The organism is Streptomyces sp. NPDC005774 (assembly GCF_042871645.1).
GTDB classification, from domain to species: domain Bacteria; phylum Actinomycetota; class Actinomycetes; order Streptomycetales; family Streptomycetaceae; genus Streptomyces; species Streptomyces pratens.
Genome location: NZ_JBIAIV010000045.1, coordinates 26,136 through 49,772 on the forward strand (window position 1 = coordinate 26,136; position 23,637 = coordinate 49,772).

Here is a 23,637-nt window from a genome sequence, read left to right on the forward strand (position 1 = left end):
GGTGTGAGCCCGCACGGGTGTCAGCCCGTGCTGCGCCTACTGGTTCGCGGAGCGGAACCGCGGGAAGGCGCTGCGGCCCGCGTACACCGCGGCGTCGTCGAGGATCTCCTCGATGCGCAGCAGCTGGTTGTACTTGGCGACGCGCTCGGAGCGGGCCGGGGCACCGGTCTTGATCTGGCCGCAGTTGGTGGCGACGGCCAGGTCGGCGATGGTGACGTCCTCGGTCTCACCGGAGCGGTGCGACATCATGCACTTGAAGCCGTTGCGCTGGGCCAGCTCGACGGCGTCCAGGGTCTCGGTCAGCGAACCGATCTGGTTGACCTTGACCAGCAGGGAGTTGGCCGCGCCCTCCTCGATGCCGCGGGCCAGGCGCTCCGGGTTGGTGACGAACAGGTCGTCGCCGACGATCTGGACCTTGTCCCCGAGCTTGTCGGTGAGGGCCTTCCAGCCGTCCCAGTCGTCCTCGAACAGCGGGTCCTCGATGGAGACCAGCGGGTACGCCTCGACCAGCTCGGCGTAGTACTCCGTCATCTCGGCGGCGGAGCGCTCCTTGCCCTCGAAGACGTACGTGCCGTCCTTGTAGAACTCGGAGGCGGCGACGTCGAGCGCGAGGGCGATCTGCTCGCCGGGGGTGTAACCGGCTTCCTTGACGGCCTCGAGGATGAGGTCGAGTGCCTCGCGGTTGGAGCCGAGGTTCGGGGCGAAGCCGCCCTCGTCGCCGAGGCCGGTGGCCAGGCCCTTGCTCTTCAGGACCTTCTTCAGCGTGTGGTAGACCTCGGTGCCCCACCGCAGCGCCTCGGAGAAGGACTCCGCGCCGATCGGGGCGATCATGAACTCCTGGATGTCCACATTGGAGTCCGCGTGCGAACCGCCGTTGAGGATGTTCATCATCGGCACCGGCAGCAGGTGCGCGTTGGGGCCGCCCAGGTAGCGGAAGAGGGGCAGGTCGCTGGCCTCGGAGGCGGCGTGGGCGACGGCCAGGGAGACGCCGAGGATGGCGTTGGCGCCGAGGGAGCCCTTGTTCTCGGTGGCGTCCAGGTCGAACATCGCCTGGTCGATCAGGCGCTGCTCGGTGGCGTCGTAACCGACGAGCTCCGGGCCGATCTGCTCGATGACGGCCAGGACGGCCTTCTCGACACCCTTGCCGTGGTAACGGTCGGGGTCGCCGTCGCGGAGTTCGACGGCCTCGAAGGCGCCGGTGGAGGCGCCGGACGGGACGGCGGCACGACCCGTGCTGCCGTCGTCGAGGCCGACCTCGACCTCGACCGTGGGATTGCCTCGGGAGTCCAGGATTTCCCGGGCTACGACGACGTCGATGGACGGCACGAGCATCTCCTTCATGGATGTGACGTGGTTCAGCGGGGCCACGGGGCCCTGCGGACCCGAGCCTATCCGGCTCGGGGCGATCGGCCATCCGGTCGGCCGCTTCGCGGACAGAACCGAGAGTAAATTGTTTCCGAACGGAACAAAGGCGGTATCGGAAAACCGGGAGACGGAAAACCGCGAGACGGGGGGCGGGAGGCCGGGAGACGGGGGCGGGAGGCCGGGAGACGGGAGACGGGAGGCCGAGTCCAGCACCGCGTACGGACCGGATCCAGCACCTGATACGGAAAAGCCCCGCCCCGGCGCGTACGGGGGATACGCGCCGGGGCGGGGCAAGGACCCCGTGGGGGCGGGGCGGGACGTGCGGCCGCGCCTTACTTCAGGTGCAGCTGCTGACCCGGGTAGATGAGGTCGGCGTCCTCGACGATGTCGTCGTTCAGCTTGAACAGCTTGTCCCAGCCGCCCTTGACGTCGTGCTCCGAGGCGATCGAGCTGAGGGTGTCGCCCTTGACGACCTTGTACTCGCCGTCGCCCTTCTCGACCTTCTCGCCGGTCGGGGTGGTGACGGTCTTCTTGGCGGCCGGACGCTCGTCGGAGCGGGAGGCCTTCTGCTCGGCGGAACGCTCGGGGGCGGCCTCGGTGCTCCGCTCCTGGGACTCCTGCTTCGGAGCCTCCTGCTTCGGAGCCTCCTGCGAGGAGCCGCTGCTCTGGCGGCCGGAGCTCTGGTTGCCCGATCCCTCGGCGGAGCCGCCACCGCTGTGGGCGGCGTTGGACAGGCCCTTGCCGCAGACCGGCCAGGCACCCTTGCCCTGGCCCGCGAGGACCTTCTCGGCGATCTCTATCTGCTGGGCCTTGCTGGCCTGGTCGGCGGTGCCGGCGTGCGCCGTGCCGCCGTAGCCGGCCCAGGTGGAGGCGGAGAACTGCAGACCGCCGTAGTAACCGTTGCCGGTGTTGATCGACCAGTTGCCGCCGGACTCGCACTGGGCGACGGCGTTCCACTCGGAGGCGGTTGCGGCGGAAGCATTGCCGGCCGCCATCAGCGGGGCGGCGACAGCGGCACCGGTGACGCCGGCGACGGCGATGACACGGGTGGCCTTGGACGGACGGCGGTGCTTGCCCTTGCCGGAAAACAGCATGGTTGGATCCCCTCACCGACGCCTACGAGGTGAGCTGTCGGGTTCGGGCCGGTTGAGTTGCCCGGCCGCGTCCCTCCCGGGACGCGACTTCACCCCAAGCCGCATCCGGCTTTCTCCACCGGATCCGGCGCCTACCTTGGGTCCCCCGCTCCTGCCTACGGCGCATGACGCGACGACTGTTCCCGTGCTGCCACTGGCAGGATTCGGCGTGGTGGCGGCCGGGGCCCGCGATGGCGAGCGGTCACGACCGTAGACACGGGATCGGCGGATTATCAAAGACGATCAGGGCTTCTGAGACCTATCTCTCATCGCCTTTAAATCGGACATTCGTCGCGAAACGTGACCCTCAATTGGCTTTGTCGGCGCGCTTTTTCGCGCGCCGACCCACCTGCCGCCCCGTCACCGGCCGACCGGCGCACGCCCGCCGCCCGGCCGGGAGAGGCCTGCGCGCCCGACTGCCGACCGGATGTCAGCCGTTGTCCGATTAGGACCCGAACCCGAGCGCCTGACCGGGAAGGATGAGGTTCGGGACGGCCGCGCCCACGACCTCGCCCCCTTCGCCGTACTGGGCGAGCCATCCACCGCCGAAAGCGGGGGAATCGGAGTCGGCCGAGGAACCGCTGCCGGAGTTCGTGCCGGAGCCGCCCGACGGGGACGAGCCGTCAAGACCGCGCGCGAAGCCGAGGCCGCCGCGCGAGGCGTGCCGGCCGGAGGATCCGGCGTCGCGGTCCTCCCGCACCTCTTCCTCGGCGCTGGCGCCGCGGTGACGGCCGCCGCCGGAGTCCTCGCCGTCGACCGATGCCGAAGCGCCACCCTCCTGCCCCGACTTGTCGGATTTCTCACCCTTGACGGGGGTAGAGGCGGAGGGAGAGGTGGAAGCGTCGGGCTCGGCCGATCCGTCCGCACCCTCTTCCTTCTCCTTGCCGTCCGCGGCGCCCTTGGCGTCCTTCGCGTCCGACGAGGAGTCGGAGGACTGGGACGGCGACGGAGTGGCGGACCTTCCGGGACCGGACTTGTCCGTCGAGTCGCCCTGCGTACCGGTGTCGACGTCGGGCACGGACAAGTCCTGGCCCAGGCCCCCCAGCAGCCCGCAGGCCCTCCACGCGCCGACACCCTGGTCGGCGAGGATCTTCTCGGCCACCGCTATCTGCTGGCCGCGGCTGGCCTGGTCGGCGCTGGTCGCGTAGTCGAGGCCGCCGTACTTCTCCCAGTCCCCCTGGGCCAACTGCAGGCCACCGTAGTAACCGTTGCCGGAGTTCTGGCTCCAAGAGCCACCGGACTCGCACTCGGCGACCCTGTCCCAGGTCGAGCCGTCGGCCGCGCTGGCCGCGCCGGCGCCGAGGAGGGGGATCGCGATGGCCGAGCCGGTCACTCCGGCCGCGACGAGGAGAGCCGGAGCCTGGCGGGGGCGACGGTGACGACCGTTCCCGGAGAGCATGCGGAGACCTTTCGCAGACAACGGTTGCTCGCACGGCGGTTCGAGCTGTGGTGCCGCAAGAACGAGACGCCGTGCTTGATGGGTGAACGTATCGGCAGTCGAACGTCTGTCACAAGTTCATGCCGCGCAGATCACATAAAGATCACAGAGGTGAGCGAGTGTCATCTTCACGCTGGTCCCGCCGGGGTTCGACGGACCGTGTCCACAACGGACCTGACGGTCACTTGCCCGAGGACGAAAGGCAGCCGGAGGCCGGCCCGGGGCGGACTCGGCGGCCATCCGGGGCATTTCGGAATGCGTGCCGAGCACGGCGCTCTGTAGGCGACATCACGTCGGCAGCGCGGTGAATCGCACCGGCAGTGTGCGCAGTCCGCGCATGATGAGACCGCCGCGCCAGCGCAGTTCGGCCGGTTCCGCGGCGAGTTCGAGGTCCGGCAGACGGGTCAGCAGCGTGGCGAGCGCGGTCTGGCCCTCCAGGCGGGCCAGGGGAGCGCCGAGGCAGTAGTGGATGCCGTGGCCGTATCCCAGATGCTGGTTGTCGCGCCGTGCGAGGTCGAGCGTGTCGGGGTCGGTGAACCGCTCCGGGTCCCGGTCCGCGGCGGCCAGGACGACGAGGACCGGGTCGCCGACCGAGATGTGCTGCCCGCCGAGGGTGAGCGCCTCGGTGGCGAACCGCCAGGTGGCCAGCTCCACGGGACCGTCGTAGCGCAGGAGTTCCTCCACTCCGGTCTCCAGCAGTCCGCGTTCCCCGGCGGCGAGGGACGTCTGCAGGCGCTCGCGCTGCTCGGGGTGGGTGAGGAGGGCGTAGGCGCCGTTGCCGATGAGGTTGACGGTGGTCTCGAAGCCCGCGAACAGCAGGATGAACGCCATGGCGGCGGCCTCGTTCTCGGTGAGGTGCTCACCGTGGTCGGAGGCACGGATCAGACCGGAGATGAGGTCCTCGCCGGGGGCGGGTTCGGCGGGCAGGGCCTCGCGCTTGCGGTGGATCAGATCGGCCAGGTAGGCGCGCATCTTCTTCACCGACCGGGCGACGCCGCCTCTGGGACCGCCTTGATGCCGGATCATCATGGCCGCCCAGTCGCGGAAGTCGTCCTGGTCCTCCCGGGGTACGCCGAGCAGGTCGCAGATGGCGTAGATGGGGAGAGGGAAGGCGAAATCGTGGATGAGGTCGGCGGAGCCGCTGTCCGCGAACCGGTCGATGAGCCCGTCGGTGAGCTCCTGCACCCGGGGCGCGAACTCGGCGACCCGGCGCGGTGTGAACGCCTTGCTGACCAGCCGGCGCAGCCGGGTGTGGTCCGGCGGATCGATGTTGAGCAGATGCGACATCAGCTCGGCCTTGCGCTCGCCGGGGATACCGGTCCTGCCCTTGGCATGGGCGGGCTCGTCGTGGTGCGCCGGGTTCTTGGAGAGGCGGGGGTCGGCGAGCGTCAGCTTGGCGTCGGCGTACCGGGTGACCAGCCAGGCCTCCACCCCGCTGGGCAGCCGCGTCCGGTGCACGGGCGCGTGCTCCCTCAGCCAGGCGTACGCGGGATAGGGGTCACTCGCGAACTCCCAGGTGAAGAGTTCGGGGGCGCCGTTCTCGGGCTGGGACTGGGACTGGTGCTGGTCGGTCACCGCTCGACCGTATCCGGCGGCACCCGGGGAGGTACGCCCTGCTCCCCGCGACGGGTGCCTGGCCGCACGCGGGCGGGCGCGTCTACTCCCCCACGCCCTCCGCGGCCCGTATCGCGTCCCGGTAGACCCGGGCGGCCGCGCGCAGCGCCGTCTCCGGGTCGGCGCCCTCCGCCTCGGCCCGCACCGCGAGGCCGAGCAGTTCGTAGCCGATGCCCTCCGCCCGGGGCAGGGGGACGTCCAGCCCGGCCGTGCGGACCCGGGAGGCGAGTTTGGCGGCGAGGGCCAGGCCGGGCTGACCCATGGGAATGCCCTCGGTGACCGAGGTGCGCTGCTTCTCGACGGCCTTGGTCCGCAGCCAGTGCGCCTTGACCTCCTCGGGGGTGGTCGCCGTCTCGTCGCCGAAGACGTGCGGGTGACGGTGGATGAGCTTGGCGACGATGCCGCCGGCCACGTCGTCGACGGAGAAGGGCTCCTCCGGGTGCTCCTCGGCGATCCGGGCGTGGAAGACGACCTGGAGGAGGACGTCGCCCAGTTCTTCGCGCAGTTCGTCCCGGTCGCCCTCCTCGATCGCCTCGACGAGTTCGTACGCCTCCTCGATGCCGTACTTCGCCAGGCCCTTGTGGGTCTGCCGGGAGGACCAGGGGCACTCGGCGCGGATGCGGTCCATGACCTGGACGAGGTCGAGCAGGCGGGCGCCCGGCAGGTCGTAGGAGGCGGGGAGCAGTTCCAGCTCCGGCATCGGGACGCGGCCGGTGCCGGCGAGGCGGGCCAGGCCGTCGGTCAGGGCGGGCTCGCCCTCGCCGGTCGCCACGACCACCACCGTCCGCCCGCCGGCGCAGGCGCCCACCAGGTCCTCGGCGGCCGGGGACGCCTCCTCGACCGGTATGCCCGCCTCGCGCAGATACGGCAGCTGCGGGTGGGCGCCGTCCGCGCACAGCACCTCGTCGGCCGCGTGCAGGGTCTGCCAGGCGGGCCAGGACAGCAGACCGGGGGCGACGCGGTGGCTGGTGGTGAGCAGGACGATGCGGCCGGTCGGGACCGCGGAGGGTGCCGCGGAGCTGGTTGCGTTCACGATCCGAAACTAACCCACGGCGCCGCCGGCCCCCGAAAGTTGTCCACAGGGGACCCGGCCCGGTGTGCAAGTACGCCCGGCTCCTCGGGCGACCGACCGGTTCGCCCGACGACCACCCCACTTAACCGGCGACCGACCGGGCCGTCAGGCGACCGGCTGGGCTCCGGCTGCCCCCGTGACCTCGCGCACCCACGGGGTCCCGGCGTCGACGCGGCTGCTCTTCTCGTCGTCCCAGGTGCCGTAGCGCGGGTTGAGGTCGACGTCGAGCTTCTTGCTCGCCTCGGACAATGCCTGCCAGAACTCGGGCCTGCTGGTGTCGGTGCCGAGCCGCTGAGCGAGCTTCTGGGCCTGGACCTGGAGGCGGAGGTTGTCGTCGAGCCGCTCCGGCGGGATGCCGTACTGCTGCAGCCAGGTCGACTCCAGCGCCTCGGCACCGCCGGCCTGCCCCTCCAGACCGGACCGCATCCCCTGGACCTCCTTGGGGGTGACCGTCACACCGGCGTCGCGCGCGGCGCGCTCCAGCACCCGGTCCAGGACCATGCTGTGCAGGGTGTCGCGGGTGAGGCTGCCGGTGCGGGCGATGACCTGCTCGTACTGGGCCTCCGGCACCGCCTCCTGCTGGGCCGCGCGGATCTCGCCGACCCGGTTCTCCAGCTGCGACACCGTGATCCTCTGACCGCCCACGACGGCCGCCGCGCCGGGATGCGCGTCGTTCCCGCAGGCGGTGAGCAGGGGGGCCGCCATCGTGAGGGCGGCGGTGAGGAGGAGCGCGGTGCGACGACGGCGGTGCAAGGAAACCTCCTGAGGAGAGCTTGTGCGGCGGTGCACAAAGTCCTGCGGTGATCGATAGTAGGCAGCGGCCGGGCTCTGGCCAACCCATTCGACCAACGATTCACCGCGACTTCGGGCACCGCCGCCCCGCCCGCCGGGTGGAGCGGCCCGCGATCCGTGGCGGCGCTGCCGGTGACGCACCGACCCACCGGTCAGGCGGCGGCCAGCTCACACCAGACGACCTTGCCCCGGTTGCCCTCCCTCGCCAGCGGCTGCCACCCCCACAGATCGGCGTAAGCCTTGATCAACGCCAGCCCGCGCCCCTCCTCCAGGTCCACGACCCGCTCCAACGGCACCGGCGGCTCCGGCGGCGCGGGGTCCGCGTCCCACGCCCCGATCCGCAACACGCCGGCCGACCACCGCACCCGCAGGGCGGCGGGCCCCTTGGTGTGCCGCACGGCGTTGGAGACCAGCTCGGCGGCGAGCAGTTCGGCGGTATCGACGAGACGGATCAGGCCGTGCATGGTGAGGATCAGGCGGAGGGTCCGGCGGCTGATCGTGACGGCGCGGGGATCGTTGGGGATGTAGAGGCAGTACTCCCAGGGGTCGGCCGTGGTGCCGGTTTCGGACATGGGTCAGCTCCTGTCGTCGGGTGAGGGGTCGGGCTCCACAGCGGTGTGCGGGCGGTGGCATCGCCGCAGCCGTCATGGCAGGACGGAGCGGTGCACTTCCGGGTCCCCGGAATACCGCAGCGTGTGCGTCGCGTCACCGACGGTAGATCTTAGAATTAAGACCCAGCAAGCGATCCCGTAATCTGTCCCCCGAACGAGTCGCGTCGACAGGCACGTTGAAGCGGGGAGCGACCGATGGGAACCAAGCGCGAGCCGACAGCGCGCCAGTTGCGGCTGGCGGTCGAGCTGCGCAGGCTTCGCGAGGCCGCAGGCATCAGCTCCCGGGAAGCGGCCGCGATGCTCGGCGTGAACTCCGTCCAGATCAGCCAGATCGAGTCCGGCGTCTCAGGAGTGAGCAAGCAACGCTTACGCCGCATGGCCGCCAACTACGCCTGCACAGACGAGAAGTTCATCGACTCCCTGGCCGCGATGGTCACCGACCGAACGGAAGGCTGGTGGGAGGAGTACCGCGGACAGCTGCCCACGCCGTTCCTGGACATCGCCGAGCTGGAACACCACTCCACGTACCGGCACGATGTGGAGTTCCTCTTCATCCCCGGCCTGCTCCAGACCCCCGAGTACGCCCGCGCCGCCTTCTCCTCCAGAGTCCCCGAACTCCCCGAGGAAGAGCTCGAACTACGCGTCCGACACCGCATGCAGCGCAAAGTGATCCTTGAGCCGCCTGATCCCACTCCGTACGAGGCCGTCATCCACGAGGCGGCACTACGCATCCGAGTCAGCGACCGAGCCACCTCACGAGCCCAACTCATGCGCGTCCTGGAGCTCTCCGAGGCAGGCCACGTCACGGTGCGGGTCATCCCCTTCGACATGGATGACTTCGGCGGAGCCTGGAGCCCGATGATGCTGGCAGGCGGCACCGTGCCCAAGCTGGACACGGCAGTTCGCGACGCACCCCACGGCACGGGCTTCATTGATTCCGAAGCCCAACTCGGCGTCTTCCGAACGCTTTTTCGTAGAGTGGAGGCGGTGTCGCTCGATCCCGACCGTTCGCGCGACTTCATCCACAGGCTAGCCAAGGAGCTGTGAGCCCCACCATGATCACCCCCGAGAACTGGCGGAAGTCCTCCTACTCCGGCGGCGGCGACGGCAACAACTGCGTCGAGATCGCGAACTCCCCCACCCACATAGCCATCCGCGACTCAAAGGCCCCGTTCAGGGCCGCCCTCACCTTCCCGGCTGGAGCCTTCAGCACCTTCGTCGAAGCCCTCAAGGGCGAGGGCCGCTCGACGAGGGCCAGCCTGGCCGGACTCGACAACTGACCAGCCAGGGACGACCGTGCCGGCCCCATGAACCTGTTCAACAGGTCGCGCCACGCGCCGTGGGCCGCAGTGGCGGGCCGCTTGCCGGGGCAGAGGACGGAGAGGGCGCGGACGCGGCCGAAGGCGGCGATGAGGCCCGCGTGGTGCGCCCAGGGCCCCGCGCCCGCCCCGAGACCCTTCAAAGAACCTGAGTCGTTTCCCCGGCCTCATCGGTGAAGGCCAAGATTCCATGTTTGCAGCGCAGAGGATAGGAATTCCTCTCGCGGTTCGCAAAATTATCCAACAGCTCATAGCCGGCGACCAGCACGACCTCATTTCCCTCGTATGACTCCAGGTTGATCACCGCAGCGTCGAGAAGGCCGATCTCATCGACAAGCAAAGGGATGTCACGGAGACCCCGGATCGACGCCATCCCGGCTCGAGCATAAAGTGAAGATATCAGAGTCAACCCGCTGGCGTTGGCGATCGTCTCTCCACTCGCGTCACTCAACTCGGAAATTTGAGCATAGGCATGTTCAAAAACTCCAACAAGGGCGACTAATTCTCGAATCGTGATTGCAATAACACCCGAAGCGATTGACGACAGAGGGGCGTGAAGCTTGTCACGATGACGTCGATACATCGATACACTCCCGGAAAACCCCATACGCAGGGATACCGAATTTCTCTTTACATCCAGCCGAGCCGCGCGCTACAACCAATGGAACAGAAGCCAAATATCACCTCACATGCAACATGGAAGCCCCCGCTTAAATACTCTTCGGTCGCACTTTACGCCAACCTGTTCTTTCCTTTACATACCGAAACATCGGACGTCGCTGCCAAGGCCACAATGGGGACAGCACGGAAGGAGCAGGTGTGCAGCGCTCATCGCCTGCTCCAGCCGGTGCGGATCGACCTCGAACGGAGGTTACGTCAGCCGAGCCGCCCGCAGACCGGCGCGGTGGAGTAATCGGTACCGGGTCCGAGGGGATGCCGACACTCCTCGCGACTCCGCTCCGGGCCAGGACATAAGCCTGGCTTCCAGGACTCACGAAACCGAGGCCAGCTCACAATTCCTCGAATCCAGTCGGCCCGGCCAACAAAGTAACTCGCCCCATTCACCCAACGATTACCAAGCCGACCACGACCGAGATGGCACACGCGGCGTAAGTCACCGCAAATTTGAGCGCCACTCCCGCTGTCACCTCGGGCGCCCGCTGGGCTTTTGATTCCATAAGACGAGCAATAGCGGCTACCGCTATCCCCGTAATTATTAGTGCGATTCCCAGGTATTTCATCGAATCCACCGTCATCTATCCACGGGTGCGGGGCTTCAGTGAAGCCCCGCACCCTGACTGCTATCGATCTTCTTGGGTGAGTTCCCACCTGTCGCGGACTCCACACCGACCTCGTTGAACTCGTCGGCGCCGTTCCCGCTAAGGGCCTTCTGTGAGCCGCGACAACTGACTCACCAAGATTCGACTACCCGTGCCGTCAGCGTGAAATTCTCCTCCAGCGGCTAACTGAGTGGTCCATTCTCCCACTACTGCGGATGTGCCGGAGCCTTCCGACCCAATACCCGGTTCGCCCAGCGATAGCGGTTCCGGCCGCCCAAGCCCCAGCTCGCCACGATGCGGCGTAGTAACCGCCCCATGTACGCTTGCGCCGAGGAGTATTGAGTCGATAGTTGGCAGATGCCGCAATAGCAGAGCCTGCGGCTACGCATCCTACGGTCGCGACGAATCCAGTGAAGAAGCTGCAGCCCGCAGCCACCCCTACGCCGATGATGGCACCGCCGTGCTTCTTCCAGGTTCTTCCGCCACGGCAGCCGCCGCCCTTACGCTTGCCCAGCAGACACCAACGTCCGTCGAGGTCGTATTTGTTCAGCGGGTCGGCGTAGACGTAGTCGTAAGCGTTGGCGTTGCCTCCCGCAATCGGGTCGACGGAGAGGAAGCGTCCGCTGGTCGGGTCGTAGAGGCGGACGCCCATGAGGGTGATGCCGTTGGGGGTTTCGCTGGAGCGTTGCTTGCCGCCGAGCCAGCCGTAGCGTGCAGGGTCGGTGCCGGGCAGCAGGTTTCCGTACTCGTCGTGGGTGTTGACGATCGGCGTGGTGTCGTCCGCCAGCGGAATCTGGGTGCCGATGTCGCCGTGCAGGTTGGAAAGCTGCAGGATGACGTCGCCGGTGGCGCTGGTGCTGGCGATCAGGTTGCCGGAGAGGTCTTCGAGGCTGCGACTGATAACTCCGTTGCCTTCCGCGATCCAGTCCGGGCTGTCGCCGTCGCCGCCGTAGTGGTTGGTCTTGGTGGCAGCCGTGCCCCAGGTGCCGTCCTCGGCCTGCTCCTCGGTCGCCCAGGAGGCCAGGCGTCCGGCCGCGTCCAGGCTCCAGGTCGTGCGCTTGGAGTCGGCGGTGATCTGGCGGACGAGGTCGTTGGCGTAGTAGGCGTTCTTGGCTCCGTCGGCCTGTGCGGTGGTGCGGCCGAAGGCGTCGTAGACGATACCGGTGGAGATCAGCCGGTCGGCACTGTCGTAGGTGGAGCTGACGGTGCCGGTGGCGGGTTCACCGCCGTCGACGTCGTCGATCGTGGTGGTCAGCGAGGTGCGGTTGGTGTTGTTGTCGAAGGTGTAGGCGCGGTGGGTGGTGACACCGGACTGGGAGTCGTCCACCCCAGTCAGGCGGCCCGCCGCGTCGTAGGTGTACTCCTGGTAGGCGCCGCCGCCGGTGTAGGTGGTGCGGGTGACGACCTGGTCGTGGATGGACTGGGTCGTGGACTCGCCCTGGACCGTCCAGCCGGATTCCCAGTGCCAGTAACGGGAGGTCTCGGTGCCGGTGGGGTCGAGGTTGAACTCGACGTCCATGTTCCACGGCAGCTTCTGCTTGTAGAGGCGGCCGTCGGAGTCGTAGAAGCCGGTCACGTCACCGATCGTGCCCATGACGGAGTCATGGACCCTGGTGGGCAGTCCAGCGGGGTTGTCGTAGTCGTAGGTGACCGTGGACGGGGCCGAGTCGGTGACCCTGATCCTGCGGTCCCGGTTGTCGTACTGGGTGCGGGTGACGTCGCCGGCGCCGTCGTCGTAAGTGATCTCCCGACCGAGCAGGTCGGTGGTGCGGCGGATGGTGGCGGTGCCGTTGGCGATGGTCGCCACGGAGCCGTTGCCCGGGTCGTAGGTGGTGGTCTGGGCCGGCACCGCGGTGCCGATGCCGCCGGTCACCTTGGTCTGCGTGGGACGTCCGGCCGCGTCGTAGGTGTTCTCCGTGGTGCGGGTGACGCCGTTGGCGGTCTCGATGACCTTGGCCGCGTTGCCCCAGCGGTCGTATTCGGTGGTTTTGACCGGCAGTTCGTCCGGGTTCGAGCCACCTCCGGTGATTTTTCCGGCCGGGCCGGTGGAGCAGACCAGGTCGGCCCATTCCGGCCGTCCCTCGCAGGTGCCGGTGCCGGTGGCGGACCAGTAGCGGGTGACGGTGGCGCCCGCGTCCGAGCCGTTGGACTTGGGCAGGGTGGTCTTGACGACCCTGCCCTGGGCGTCGTAGCCGGTGGTCTTGGTCAGCTTGAGCCCGCCGGGGTCGGTGACCTCACTGGTGGGCAGGCCCTTGACCCAGTCGTAGACGGTCGTGGAGGTGCGTACGTCGCCGTCGGTGGGATAGCCGTCGATCTCCGCGCCGACCGAGGTGGTGGTGGCCTGGTCGGAGACCGTGGCGCTGCCGTCGGTGGGCCGGCCCTCGTCGTAGCGGTTGACGGTGTGCTCACGTGCGGCGACCAGGGAACCGGCCGGGAGGTCGGGGCTGTCCTCATCACCCTGGAGAGCCTTGGTCAGCGTGACCAGGTGCAGCGGCCCGGACTGCTCCAACATGCGCTTGCCGTCGTCCGAGTACACCGAGACGGTGCCGAGCTTACGGGCGCGTTCGGCCGGAGAGTCGGCGAGGATGCCGAGTTCGCTCTGGGTGTTGACCTGGTACTCCTCGTTACCCAGGGCGAGTTCCAGGTTGGTGGCCGACAAGTCGAAGACGGTGTTGCCGAACCGGTCGTACTGCTTGGCCGTCAGGTGCCGGCCGGGCAGACCGGTGTTGACCTCGCGGCCGGAGGCGCCGGTGTAGGTGACGGTGGCCTTGTCGTAGTCGGCTGCGCCCAGGTCGCCACCGGTGTGGGAAGCGGGCACCTGGTCGGCGGGGAAGATCGCGGTGGCGTCCGTCGGGGCGTCCGTCTGGCTCCACTTCGCGGTCTCGGCGAGCGAGACCTGGTTCGGGGCCTTGGCGCCGGCGAGCGGAACGTCGTAGACGATGGAGCTGGTGGCCTTGCCGCCGTCCTGCTCGTCCTTGCTGCCGGCCTTCAGCGTCGGGCGGGAGACCGCCAGCAGCATGCCGTCACCGGCCACCGTGCCGGAGCCGGCCCTGCCGTACGTGAACGTCCACGGCAGTTCGCCCGACGGGGTCAGGGTGACCACGCGGCCGACACTGTCGTAGGTGTAGGTGGTCTTCAACGCCGGGGAGACGCGCGGGTCCCACTGCTCGCGCAGGCGGCCCTGACCGTCGTAGGCGTACTGGGAGACGATCGTCGCGGTCGAGGTCGACGCACCCGGGGCAGTGGTCCACAGGCGAATCCGTGTGACCTGTCCGGCCACGTCACCGAGCGTGCTGCCGCTCGCCGTGGTCGTGGTGGCGTACTGGTACTCCAGGATCCTGCAGCCCTTGGTCGACGGCGTGCTCGTGCAGGTGGCGGCGGGGACCGCCGACGAGGGCGCGATCACGTACTTCGGACGGGCCAGGGTCTTGCCGTCCACCGTGGCCTTCTCCGAGATCACGGTCGTGGTGGAGTTCTCGGTGGGCAGGAAGGTCCTCGACAGCTGCCAGGTGGTGGCCGCCGCGTCCACCTTGGCGAACACCGAGGTGGTGCCCTCCGTGTCCTTCAGAGTGAAGGAGCCCGTCAGCGTGCCGGTCAGGGTCAGGTCCTCGGCGCCGGTCTCCGGCTTCCAGCCACCGCCCTTGACCGCGGTGAAGCCGATCTCCTCGCCGTCCACGTCCACGACGGCCACCGACGTCGACGAGGTCGAGCGCACGTAGGCCCAGTCGCTCTCGGAGAGTTCGGCCAGGGTGCCCGCGGTCCACTGCGGACCGAAGATGGCGACCTGCCCCTCCTGCTGGGACCCGTTCGCCGGGCGGCGGGAGGAGAAGGAACGCGTGGCGGTCAGGTCGAACCCGGAGGCGTCGGTGGCCGACAGGCCGAAATCACCGGTGAGCGTGTTCACGCTGCCCGGACCGACCTCCTCGCTGGGGGCCTCGCCGGCATTGCGGTCCACCGTGATCGTGCTGGCCGGGGACGCGTCGCTGGTGGTGCCGTCGGTGAACACCGCACGGACGTCCACCGGGCCGTCCTCGCCGAAGGTGTCGGTGACGTTCCAGGTCAGCACCTCGGCCTCGCCGCCGGTGACCTTCGCCGGCCAGGCGGGCAGGGTCGAGCCGTCGGCCTTGCGGCGCGTGTCCTTGGCGGGGATGTCCTTCCAGGTGTCCGTCTCACCACGGCGGTACTGGTAGCGCACCCCGGTGTCGCCCGTCTTGCCCTGACCGGTCAGCTCGGCGCGGCGAGCGGTACGGTCCCCGTCACCGGGGGTGAGCAGAGCCGCGCCGGAACCGGCGTAGAAGGTGTGGCTGGTGGTGGCCGAGACATTCCCGGCCGCGTCCTTGGTGCGCGCGGTCAGGGTGTGCTTGCCCGCGCGGAAGACAGGCTTGCGGGAGACGGCCGCGCCGGTGGTGGCCGCCGACTGCCAGGCGCCTCCGTCCAGGTTCCACTGGACTTCCTTCACGTCGCTGGCCGGCGGGGTGAAGGTGAAGGTGCCGGTGAAGTCACCGTTGTCGTCCGGTGTCCCGGCCCACTGGCCGGCCGGGAAGTCGGTGGAGGCCACCTTCGTCGTCGCCGGAGCCGTGGTGTCGACCGTGAGCGTGCGGAAGGCGGACCAGGAGCTGTTCGCCGAACCGTCCGAGGCGCGAGCACGCCACTTGTAACTGCCCGCCGGCAGCGCCGAGGGCTTCCAGGAAGCCTGTGCGCCGGAGGCCACATAGCCACTGGCGCCGGACCGCAGCGCGGAGGTGCCGTTGGGCGTCCAGACCTCGAAGTCGAACTTGACCTGCGAGCCGTCCCCGTCCAGCGCCTTCGCCGACAGGGTCGGCGTGGTGACGTTGGTGGCGGCCGCGGCCGCCGGGGATATCAGGGTCGGAACGGCGGGGATGGAGTTGTAGGTCACCGACAGATAGGGAGTCTTGGACGCCGCGTTGCCGGAGTTGAACCGCTTCCAGCCCTGCGGGTCGGACTCGTCGGAGGCGCGCAGCCCCAGGTGGTTGGTGCCGTTGCCGTTGGACGCCCACGACTTCACCAGCGAGGTCGCGTCGATGTTGACCCAGCCGTCGTTGCAGGAGCTGGAGTACCCCTTGGTCTGGGTGCTGGTGGCGTGTGTCGCACCCCAGCTGGGCTGGCTCGTCCAGCGGGTGCTCGTCGAGGCCGCCCCCGTGCTGTACAGGTCCCAGCCCTTGGCCGTGCACGACCAGGAGTGGAACGCGTACAGGTTCAGCTTCGCCGCGTTGATCTGCTTCCCGGTGATGTTCTTCATCGGGAACGACAGGAAGGAACGGGCCTTCTGCCCGGACCCGTTGTTGCCGATCTTCAGCTCAGTGGCGGTGGACTGGTCGGTGCCGTAACCCTCCTGGACGAACGTGTCGAAGCTGGCACCCACGTTGATGGTCGGGTCGATGGTGACCGGGAACCGGGTCTTCTCGTCGGCCAGGAACTCGGCGTCAGGTGTCAGCGTGATGGTGATCGTGTCACCGTCCTGCGCGACCTTCACCCCGACCTTCGCGGTGTGCGTGTGCTCACCGGAGTTCTTGTCGGTACGGGCGTCCCACATCACCGGCGCCGGCAGGACCCCCGCGGTTTTGCCCTTGGCGTCGGTGAAGGTGACCGAACCGTCCGCGTGCGCCTTCGCGGTCAGCCCCTTGGCCTCCAGGCTGTAGGCGACCTGACCGTTGGCATCGACGGCGGAAGGATTCTTCAGTTCCAGGAACTGCTCATAGCCGGTCCGCGTGGACTCGATGAGCAGGTCGGTCGCCGGCAGCACATTCTCGTACCGGGCAACCGTGTCCTCGGCGCCCTCGATCGTGGGCGTGGGCAGAGCGCCGTACCAGCCGAGCCGCATCGGGCGGCCCGCACGATCCTCCATGCTCACCAGCGGCGCCGGCGCCGACGCACTCTTCTCCCCGGCTGCCTTCAAGCCCTTCGGGGCGGCCTTCCTGCCCCCGAGGGTCAGCCCGTGAGGGTGCCCCTTCGCCCGGATCGACCCGTCCTCGGCCTGGATCAGCGAAGCGTCGACGTCGTGCCACGCACCGTCGTCCCCCTTGAAACGGACCGGCCCCGCATACGCCTCCTCCGTGACCGTGCCCTCAGGGTTCACGTAGGTCGTCGAGGTCTCCGTACGGGCGTCGGTGACCTCGATCCTGCGCTTCTGGATCCTTGCCTTGATCCGCGCGGCCGCTTCCGAAGCGGCGGTCGCGGGGCCCGGGTTCTTGGGCTTGCCGGGAGCCTTCGCGCCCTCCGTTTCACGTGTCAGCGCAACGGCTTCGCCCGTGGAGCTCACCGCGGCAGCCTCGATCGCCATCAGTAAGGTCAGGGCCAGGGCCACGGGGCGCAGGCGTCTCATGGACGGTAGTGGCCGAAACGGCAGTTCGGGGTCAGCGGATCTGTGCCGTCCGTATCTGTGGATGAGAGATGACATGTGCAGCCCTCACTGGAGTGATTACGCTCTGTATCAGCAAGGGATCTTCACATGGGGTCCACGGCCTGTCACTCCCCCCCCTGAGAATGACCGGAACTCGCTCGCCCACCAGGGCTGACCAGCTGTCCCCCAATTCACCATTTACCACAGTGCACCCTTCGCTCATTCGCGAGGTAAAGATCGGATATTGCCGCTGAAGCAGGGGCTAGTCGGCCTTTCGCTGCTCGAATGAGGCTTCGCAAAATCTGACAAATCGCGCAGGGCGCATTTCAGCCATGAGGTATTTGCTTCACGTCACCCGCCCGCGTGCGACCGAGTCCTTCTCCGGTTCTTCGAGGGGTCTCGGGGTGGGCGCTTCGCCTGATGTGGTGCGGATGTGACGGCTCGTGGGCTTCTGCCGGTGGCAGACCCCGGAAGCGGTGCAGGCATGGCCGCCGGCTCTGTCCTTCTGCCTGGAACAGCCAAGGAGAGGACTCCGCCCGTCCCGCCGCAGAAACAGCCGCTGACCTGCGGGCACAGATGCCGCCGGTGCCGTCCGTGGCCTGCCGGGCCGGGGCGTCGCCGGTGCCTCAAGCGAGCTGGGACCGGGACTTGTCTCCGGTGTGATCAGGTCATCCGCGCATCTGTCCCAGCCAGCCCAGTGTCCGGCGGATCTCGCCGGCGAGCGGGTGGCCGGGTCCCTGGGAGCGCTCCACGTCGTGCAGCAGCCGGGCCAGGGTCTCGTGGGCCGCGGGGCGGTCGCCGAGGGCGAGCAGGAGGTGGCCGATGCGGCGGCGGACGTCATGGGCGAGCTGCGGGTCGCCCGCGGCCATGTACTGGTTCTCGTAGTACGGCAGCAGCGTCCGGTACTCGGAGAGCGCCGCCGTCGGCTGGCCCAGCTGTTCCAGGCACTGGGCGGCCTCATAGCGGTGGCGCAGGGACTGCGGGTCGGCGTGGCCCGCCTCGGCGGCGCGTTCGTCGGCGAGGCGCCGCAGTTCGGGCAGTGCGCGCCGGTACTGGCCGTCGTCCAGGAGGGTGGCCGCGTACTGCTTGCGCAGGGTACGGACGACCGGGGAGTGTTCGCCGTGCTGTTCGGCGGCGGCGGGCAGGATGCCGCCGAGGATGTCCACGGCCTGGGTGATGCGGCCCTCCCCGAGCAGCCGTTTGACCTCGTCCACGGCGGCGGCGACGTCGGCCTTCTCCGCGGCGGGCGCGGGCGGTGCGGCGGGGGCGGGCTGGGGCGCGGGAGTACGCGCACGGTCCGGCCAGGGGGCGTGCGGGCGCAGGAAGGGACGCGTGGGGTCGAGGGACGCCCCGGTGGGCGTGCCCCGCGACGGCAGCAGCAGTGTCAGGTGCTCGTAGACCTCCTGGGCGGAGGCGGGGCGGTGCTGCGGGTCCTTGGCGAGCAGGCGCAGCACCAGCGCCTCCAGGGCCTCGGGGACCTCCTGGCGGACCTGACGCACCGGCACCGGTGCCTCGTAGAGATGCCGGTGCAGCACACCGAGCACCGTCGAGCCCGCGAAGGGCACGTCGCCGCTGAGCAGTTCGTGCAGCAGCACACCGAGCGCGTACAGGTCCGTGTACGGGCCGACCACGCCGCCCATCGCCTGCTCGGGGGCCATGTAGGCGGGCGAGCCGATGGGCGAACCGGTGTGCGTCAGGCGCGTGGTGTCACTGTCCATGACGGAGGCGACGCCCAGGTCGAGCACGGTGACCGTGCCGTCCTGCTTCACCATCACATTGCGCGGCTTGAGGTCGCGGTGGACGATCGGCACGGCGTGCACCGCGCTCAGCGCGGCACACAGCTGCGCGGCCACCGACACCGCCCACTGCCACGGGTACGGAGAGTGCTCGGCGAGGTGGTCGCCGAGGTCGGCGCCGTCGACGTACTGCATGACGAGGAACAGGTCGCCGTCCTCGCTGCCCGCATCGTGCACGGTGACCAGGCCCGGATGGTCGACCTGGGCCGTCACACGGCACTCGCGCACGAAGCGGCGGCGCAGCTCGTCGGCCTCCTGGCCGGCCACCTTGTCCGGGCGCAGGAGTTTCACCGCGACCCGCCGGTCCAGCCGCTTGTCGTAGGCCGTCCAGACCTGCCCCATGCCGCCCTGCCCGATGAGCGTGGACAGTTCGTAGCGGCCGGCGACGACACGTTTCGCCGTCACGCTCACCTGCCGCCTTCGCTGTTGCCGCGGTCCTGACCGTCGTTGGCGCCGCCCTGGCCGCCGTCGCTTCTGCGCAGATAGTCGCTGAGTTCGTCGAGCTCGGCGCGCACCTGGTCGATACGGGCGGGCCCGGGGTGCTGCGGCGGCTGCGCCGGGGGCATCTGCGCCGGGGGCATCTGCGGCTGGGGCATCTGCGGCTGGGGCTGCGGCACCGGCGTGTGCCCGTACGGCGACGTGGGCTGCGGGTAGCCGTACGGGGCGGGTGCGCCGCCCGGCGGCTGCATCGGCATGACGTGGGGCGGCTGCGGGCCGTACGCCCCGTACTGGCGCAGATGTTGATGGTGGCGGACGTCCACGGTCAGGTAGTACCCGGCGGTGGCGACGCCCAGGAACAGGAGCCCCAGAAAGGCGGCATCGGTCCGGAGGTCCTCCTCCGGCAGCTCACCGATCACCATCAGGAGGGCGAAGGACACGGGCATGCACACCCAGGCCAGCAGCCAGTCGAAGAAGCGTCGGCGCAGGACCGCGACCCGGAACAGCGGCACGCAGGCCAGCAGTCCGCACGACAGGAAACCGGCCGCAGCGATCAGCACACGCAGGTAGATGACCGTTTCTTTGGTGCGGTGGGGCGGCGCCGCGCCGTGGCCGTACATGACTGCTCCTGGACCGGTGTAGCCGATGGGACGAGTGGTGCGGGTCCGCGAGTCTGCGCGGAGCAGAACGCGGTGGGGAGTCCGAGCGTATAGGCCGACGGGGACAACCGGTCCCGGTGTGTACCGAACCGTTGTCGTCCCGGCGGCCCCGCACTCCCCCGTGCTCCCCCGCGCGGAGGGCGCGGGGGCCGCACGAGGTGACGGTCAGCCGCCGCACTGCCGCAGCATCATCTCCTTGTCGGCGGTGGTCACCGGCATCTCGTACTTGACGGCGACCTGGGCGAAGCGGACCGCGTACGCGCACCGGATCTGCTTGCTGGGCGGCAGCCAGGACGCGGGCCCGGAGTCGCTCTTGGAGGAGTTGGTGCTGCCGTCGACCGGGATGAGGTTGAGTGGGTCGTTTATGTCGGCACCCGTAACTGTCTCACCGAGCTTCCAGTTATGTAGGCGTTCAGCTCGCCTCATACGGAGAGGGTGGTGTGTGTGTGACGGACTCTGGAGAATCCGACGCCGATTCGGAAGCGATGGTGCTGCTGCACAGGACCACGGCAGGCGGGACGTCCCCCGCCGATCCACTCCCCTTCGACGGAGATTCGGTGCTCCGACGAGCCGGTGCTGACGAGGGCAGGCCCTTCATCCTCGGCCCGGACGGCAGCTACGACCGCGACCTGAACCGCTTCCTGCGCGACCTGGAGAGCTGGGGCGTGCGGGCGGAGAACAGCCGGATCGCGTACAGCACCGACGTCATGCTCTACTGCCGTTTCCTCCACGAGTCCCGCGGCGGCAAGTCGATCTGGGACACGGACGGCGCCGATCTTCGCGCGTACAAGTCCGTACGGCTGCACGGCGACGGTCCGGGCAAGGTGTCCGCGGCGACCTGGAACCGTTCCATCGCGGCGCTCGACAAGTGGGTGCAGTGGTCGCTGTACGAGGAACTGCTGCCTGCCGAGCCGTTCCGGTACATCGACAAGACCGTGATCTCCCCTCAGGGGCCGAAGCGGGTACGGGTCAACGCCGACGCCGAGCCCGAGGTGCCCCAGCAACCGATCCGGTTCCTGTCGCACGAGGACTTCATGCTCTGGCGGGACGTCGGCCTGAGGGGGCTGCTGCCGAACGGCTCCCCGGACTCCAGGTGGCGGGGGCGCAACGGCGAACGCAATGCCCTCTTCGCCGACCTCCTGATCTGCACCGGCATGCGTCTGGGCGAGGCTGCCGGCCTTCTGACAGCGGAACTGCCACCGGTCACCGGCAGACGTGTGGTCGGCGACATCACCGTCCCGGCCGCCGTGGCGAAGCGCAACAAGGCACGGACGGTGTACGCACGCCCCCGAGTAGTACGCGACCTGCACCACTACCTCGCCATCGAGCGTGACGAACTGGTGCAGCGACGGCGTGTCGAGGGCGTGTACGAGGCGTATACGGACCGGTTGCCGGTGCGCCGGGCGAACCGCCACGCGCTGGCGGTCGAGGACGGCACCACCTGGTCGTACTCGCGGATCGGTACAACGGACCGGGTGCGGCTCGTGCAGGTCGACGGCCAGGGGTCGGCGATTGGGCCCCTGTGGCTGTGGCTGGGCGAGAACGGTCTGCCGCTGCGGAGCGGTACCTGGCAGTCGGTCTTCCGGCGGGCGAACGAGCGATGTGCGGGCTTCGGGCTGGACTTCGACGTCCACCCGCACACCCTGCGGCATTCCTTCGCGGTGCACATGCTTGGCCTGCTGCTGCGGCAGACCGTCCGGGCGCTCGGCATGCAGGAGGACCGACGGTTCACGCACGCCGAGGTGAAGCGCCTGCTCATCGGCAATCCTCTGCGCAAGCTCCAGCTTCTGCTCGGTCACCGTCACGAGGCGACGGTCTACACCTATCTGGACGTGCTGGACGAGGCCCAGGAGATCGTGTTGGCGGCTCTCGACGACTGGGACGAACAGGCCGCCGCCATCGAGCAGGTCCGCCTGAACGTGGAGGAGGAGCGGTGAGCCCGCGCCGCGTCCGCTTTCCCTCCGCTGTCGACACCCCTGCGGCAGCGGACCCCGTACCGTCGATCGGCCCGGTCGTCTTCACCGTGGATCTGCACGGGAGCCCCGAACATATCGACCTGTCCGGGCTCCCGTGCCCGCGCCTCACCCGAGCCCTCGCCACCGCCCTGGCCGAGGTCATCAGCAGTCCCGGCACTCTGCGTTTGCGCAGTAGCGTCCGCTATGTCGCCAAACGGGTCCGGGAGTTCGTCGAGTTCACCGCTGCGGCTCTCCCTGATTCCGCCGCTGACCTGCGTCTGGGTGACCTGGAGCCCGATCTCCTGGACGCTTTCGAGCTGCACCTGATCGCTCAGTACGAAGAGGCGAGCAAGGAGCCGTACCTCGCCATGACGTACCTCGTGCGGCTGCTGAAGCAGGTCCACGAGGCTCACCCGGACGCCTTCGACGCCGCGTTCCATGCCCGCCTGGGATACACCTCGGCATCGGCCAACAGGGCGACGAAGCCGCTCGACGCGTATCCGTTCCCCGTGCTCGATGCCCTGGAGAGTGCAGCCCGGGATGACGTCGCCCGGATTCGCGACCGGATTCTGGAAGGCGAGAGACTCGCCGCCACCGGCCGCGACCCGCATCAACACGGCTGGGACCGGCTGGAGAACGTGCTGTGGCACATCCTGAATCATGGCCCGCTGACCGCTGACGACATCTCGTACAAGGTCTTGCGTCTTTTGGGCGGCAGGAAGGAACTCAACGGCCGCCTCCACCTCACTGCCCTGGACCTGGTGCCCTTCCTTCTGCTGCTGGCCTGCCAGACGGGCATGGAACCCGAGTGCATCCGGCAGTTGCGGTCCGACTGCCTGACAAGCCCTGCACGCGGTTACGTGAGCGTCGCCTACGTCAAGAGACGCTCGGCGGGCGCCACACACAAGACGGTCAGGGTCGCCGACGGCGGCTCCCTGCGCCTTCCCGGTGGCGTGATCCGACTGTCCCTGCGTCTGACGAAGCGGACCCGCGAGCTGATCGGAACCGATGCGCTCTGGTGCGATGTCACCGCGGCCGGGCAGCCTCGCGCGCCCTTCGACAGCCTCTACGGATGGTCGGCCTTCACCCAGGAATGGATGGCCAGGCACGGGCTCGACAACCTCACCGACCGCGGCGGCCTGCCGGTCGCCCTCGATCTGCGCCGGGTCCGCAAGACCGTCAAGTCCCGGCAGTACCTGCGCGCCGGCGGAGCACTGGAGGACTTCGCCTCGGGCCACACCCGGTCGGTCGCGGCGAAGCACTACGCGGACATCGACGCCCACAGCGAGACACACGAGCAGGCGGTGGAGGCCGGCCTCGCGCAGGCGCTCGGTGCCGCTCTGGCTCCGCCGGTGGTGCTGTCCGACGACGGCGACCGCCTGGACGACGGTGAGTCCGAGTTGAGCGATCAGGAGATCGAGTCCGCGCTGTCCGGCGAACGGGACGTGTGGCTCGCCTCCTGCCGCGACTTCTTCGCCTCCCCGTTCGCGCGCAAACCGGGTGCTGCCTGCCCGGTCCCGGCCTGGGGCTGCCTGGAGTGCCCGAATGCCGTGTTCACCAGCCGCCATCTGCCCAGCCTGCTGTCCTTCCTGGACTTCCTGGAGCGGCAGCGCGAGGAGTACCCGGCCACCGAGTGGAGCGCGCGGTTCGGGCTCGCGTGGGACCGCGTCGTCCACGGTGTCCGGGCCCGCTTCAATACCCGCCAGATCACCACGGCCCAGACCATCGCCGAGGCCGACGGCAACCGATTGCTCCTGCCCGCGTCGTTCCTGGAGGTCATCGCATGACTGCCGTCCCGAGGCCC

At 69.0% G+C, this 23,637-nt stretch carries 15 protein-coding genes, 1 pseudogene and 1 riboswitch; of the genes and pseudogenes, 4 read left to right on the forward strand and 12 right to left on the reverse strand.

The annotated features are described in order from the left end of the window. Positions 1-36: 36 nt before the first annotated feature. From eno to ACFYQA_RS30450, 7 genes are all read right to left on the reverse strand, one after another. Positions 37-1,326 (reverse strand): phosphopyruvate hydratase, encoded by a 1,290-nt coding sequence (gene eno, locus ACFYQA_RS30420; protein WP_388924579.1) that lies wholly within the window; start codon positions 1,324-1,326, stop codon positions 37-39. Positions 1,327-1,697: 371 nt separating this feature from the next. After that, entirely contained in the window at positions 1,698-2,459 is a 762-nt protein-coding gene (locus ACFYQA_RS30425) for a transglycosylase family protein (protein WP_388924582.1), read from the reverse strand. 4 nt (positions 2,460-2,463) lie between these two features. Beyond that, positions 2,464-2,632: riboswitch (cyclic di-AMP (ydaO/yuaA leader) on the reverse strand. A gap of 311 nt (positions 2,633-2,943) precedes the next feature. Beyond that, complete coding sequence (locus ACFYQA_RS30430) at positions 2,944-3,897, reverse strand: transglycosylase family protein (protein ID WP_388924585.1); 954 nt, start codon at positions 3,895-3,897, stop codon at positions 2,944-2,946. Positions 3,898-4,224: 327 nt separating this feature from the next. Continuing rightward, on the reverse strand, positions 4,225-5,511 hold the full coding sequence (locus tag ACFYQA_RS30435) for a cytochrome P450 (protein ID WP_388924588.1): 1,287 nt from the start codon (positions 5,509-5,511) through the stop codon (positions 4,225-4,227). 82 nt (positions 5,512-5,593) lie between these two features. After that, the gene (locus ACFYQA_RS30440) at positions 5,594-6,583 is read right to left on the reverse strand and encodes a nucleoside triphosphate pyrophosphohydrolase (protein WP_388924591.1); all 990 of its coding nucleotides are present in this window, start codon (positions 6,581-6,583) and stop codon (positions 5,594-5,596) included. Between the two features lie 144 nt (positions 6,584-6,727). Continuing rightward, on the reverse strand, positions 6,728-7,375 hold the full coding sequence (locus ACFYQA_RS30445) for a SurA N-terminal domain-containing protein (protein ID WP_388924593.1): 648 nt from the start codon (positions 7,373-7,375) through the stop codon (positions 6,728-6,730). A gap of 191 nt (positions 7,376-7,566) precedes the next feature. Beyond that, entirely contained in the window at positions 7,567-7,986 is a 420-nt protein-coding gene (locus ACFYQA_RS30450) for an ATP-binding protein (protein WP_388924596.1), read from the reverse strand. A 234-nt stretch (positions 7,987-8,220) separates the two neighbouring features. On the opposite strand from ACFYQA_RS30450, the gene ACFYQA_RS30455 reads away from it, so the two are divergent. Then, a complete protein-coding gene (locus ACFYQA_RS30455; protein ID WP_388924599.1) occupies positions 8,221-9,072 on the forward strand; it encodes a helix-turn-helix domain-containing protein in 852 nt (283 codons plus the stop codon). Between the two features lie 8 nt (positions 9,073-9,080). Next, complete coding sequence (locus tag ACFYQA_RS30460; RefSeq protein ID WP_388924663.1) at positions 9,081-9,305, forward strand: DUF397 domain-containing protein; 225 nt, start codon at positions 9,081-9,083, stop codon at positions 9,303-9,305. Positions 9,306-9,483: 178 nt separating this feature from the next. On the opposite strand, the gene ACFYQA_RS30465 is transcribed toward ACFYQA_RS30460, so the two are convergent. From ACFYQA_RS30465 to ACFYQA_RS30485, 5 genes and pseudogenes are all read right to left on the reverse strand, one after another. After that, a complete protein-coding gene (locus tag ACFYQA_RS30465) occupies positions 9,484-9,927 on the reverse strand; it encodes a hypothetical protein (RefSeq protein WP_388924602.1) in 444 nt (147 codons plus the stop codon). An 854-nt stretch (positions 9,928-10,781) separates the two neighbouring features. Beyond that, positions 10,782-16,967 (reverse strand): DNRLRE domain-containing protein, encoded by a 6,186-nt coding sequence (locus tag ACFYQA_RS30470; RefSeq protein WP_388924605.1) that lies wholly within the window; start codon positions 16,965-16,967, stop codon positions 10,782-10,784. A gap of 686 nt (positions 16,968-17,653) precedes the next feature. After that, positions 17,654-19,150: a protein kinase gene (locus ACFYQA_RS30475; protein ID WP_388924666.1), complete on the reverse strand. Its 1,497-nt coding sequence runs from the start codon at positions 19,148-19,150 to the stop codon at positions 17,654-17,656. 38 nt (positions 19,151-19,188) lie between these two features. Beyond that, positions 19,189-19,839, reverse strand: a complete 651-nt coding sequence (locus ACFYQA_RS30480; RefSeq protein WP_388924608.1) for a hypothetical protein — start codon at positions 19,837-19,839, stop codon at positions 19,189-19,191. Positions 19,840-20,043: 204 nt separating this feature from the next. Beyond that, positions 20,044-20,244, reverse strand: a pseudogene (locus ACFYQA_RS30485) (DUF1524 domain-containing protein); the annotation flags it as partial. A 191-nt stretch (positions 20,245-20,435) separates the two neighbouring features. On the opposite strand from ACFYQA_RS30485, the gene ACFYQA_RS30490 reads away from it, so the two are divergent. Beyond that, positions 20,436-21,815, forward strand: coding sequence for a tyrosine-type recombinase/integrase (locus ACFYQA_RS30490; protein ID WP_388924611.1), 1,380 nt, complete (start codon positions 20,436-20,438; stop codon positions 21,813-21,815). Next, positions 21,812-23,620, forward strand: coding sequence for a hypothetical protein (locus tag ACFYQA_RS30495; RefSeq protein WP_388924614.1), 1,809 nt, complete (start codon positions 21,812-21,814; stop codon positions 23,618-23,620). Before ACFYQA_RS30490 ends, ACFYQA_RS30495 begins: the two co-directional genes overlap by 4 nt. Positions 23,621-23,637: the final 17 nt, after the last annotated feature.

What these genes read in the sequence shown, in the direction of transcription:
- ACFYQA_RS30425 (WP_388924582.1), bottom strand. Translation starts at nt 2,459, where the DNA reads ATGCTGTTTTCCGGCAAGGGCAAGCACCGCCGTCCGTCCAAGGCCACC.
- ACFYQA_RS30430 (WP_388924585.1), bottom strand. Translation starts at nt 3,897, where the DNA reads ATGCTCTCCGGGAACGGTCGTCACCGTCGCCCCCGCCAGGCTCCGGCT.
- ACFYQA_RS30450 (WP_388924596.1), bottom strand. Translation starts at nt 7,986, where the DNA reads ATGTCCGAAACCGGCACCACGGCCGACCCCTGGGAGTACTGCCTCTAC.
- ACFYQA_RS30455 (WP_388924599.1), top strand. Translation starts at nt 8,221, where the DNA reads ATGGGAACCAAGCGCGAGCCGACAGCGCGCCAGTTGCGGCTGGCGGTC.
- ACFYQA_RS30460 (WP_388924663.1), top strand. Translation starts at nt 9,081, where the DNA reads ATGATCACCCCCGAGAACTGGCGGAAGTCCTCCTACTCCGGCGGCGGC.
- ACFYQA_RS30465 (WP_388924602.1), bottom strand. Translation starts at nt 9,927, where the DNA reads ATGTATCGACGTCATCGTGACAAGCTTCACGCCCCTCTGTCGTCAATC.
- ACFYQA_RS30470 (WP_388924605.1), bottom strand. Translation starts at nt 16,967, where the DNA reads ATGAGACGCCTGCGCCCCGTGGCCCTGGCCCTGACCTTACTGATGGCG.
- ACFYQA_RS30480 (WP_388924608.1), bottom strand. Translation starts at nt 19,839, where the DNA reads ATGTACGGCCACGGCGCGGCGCCGCCCCACCGCACCAAAGAAACGGTC.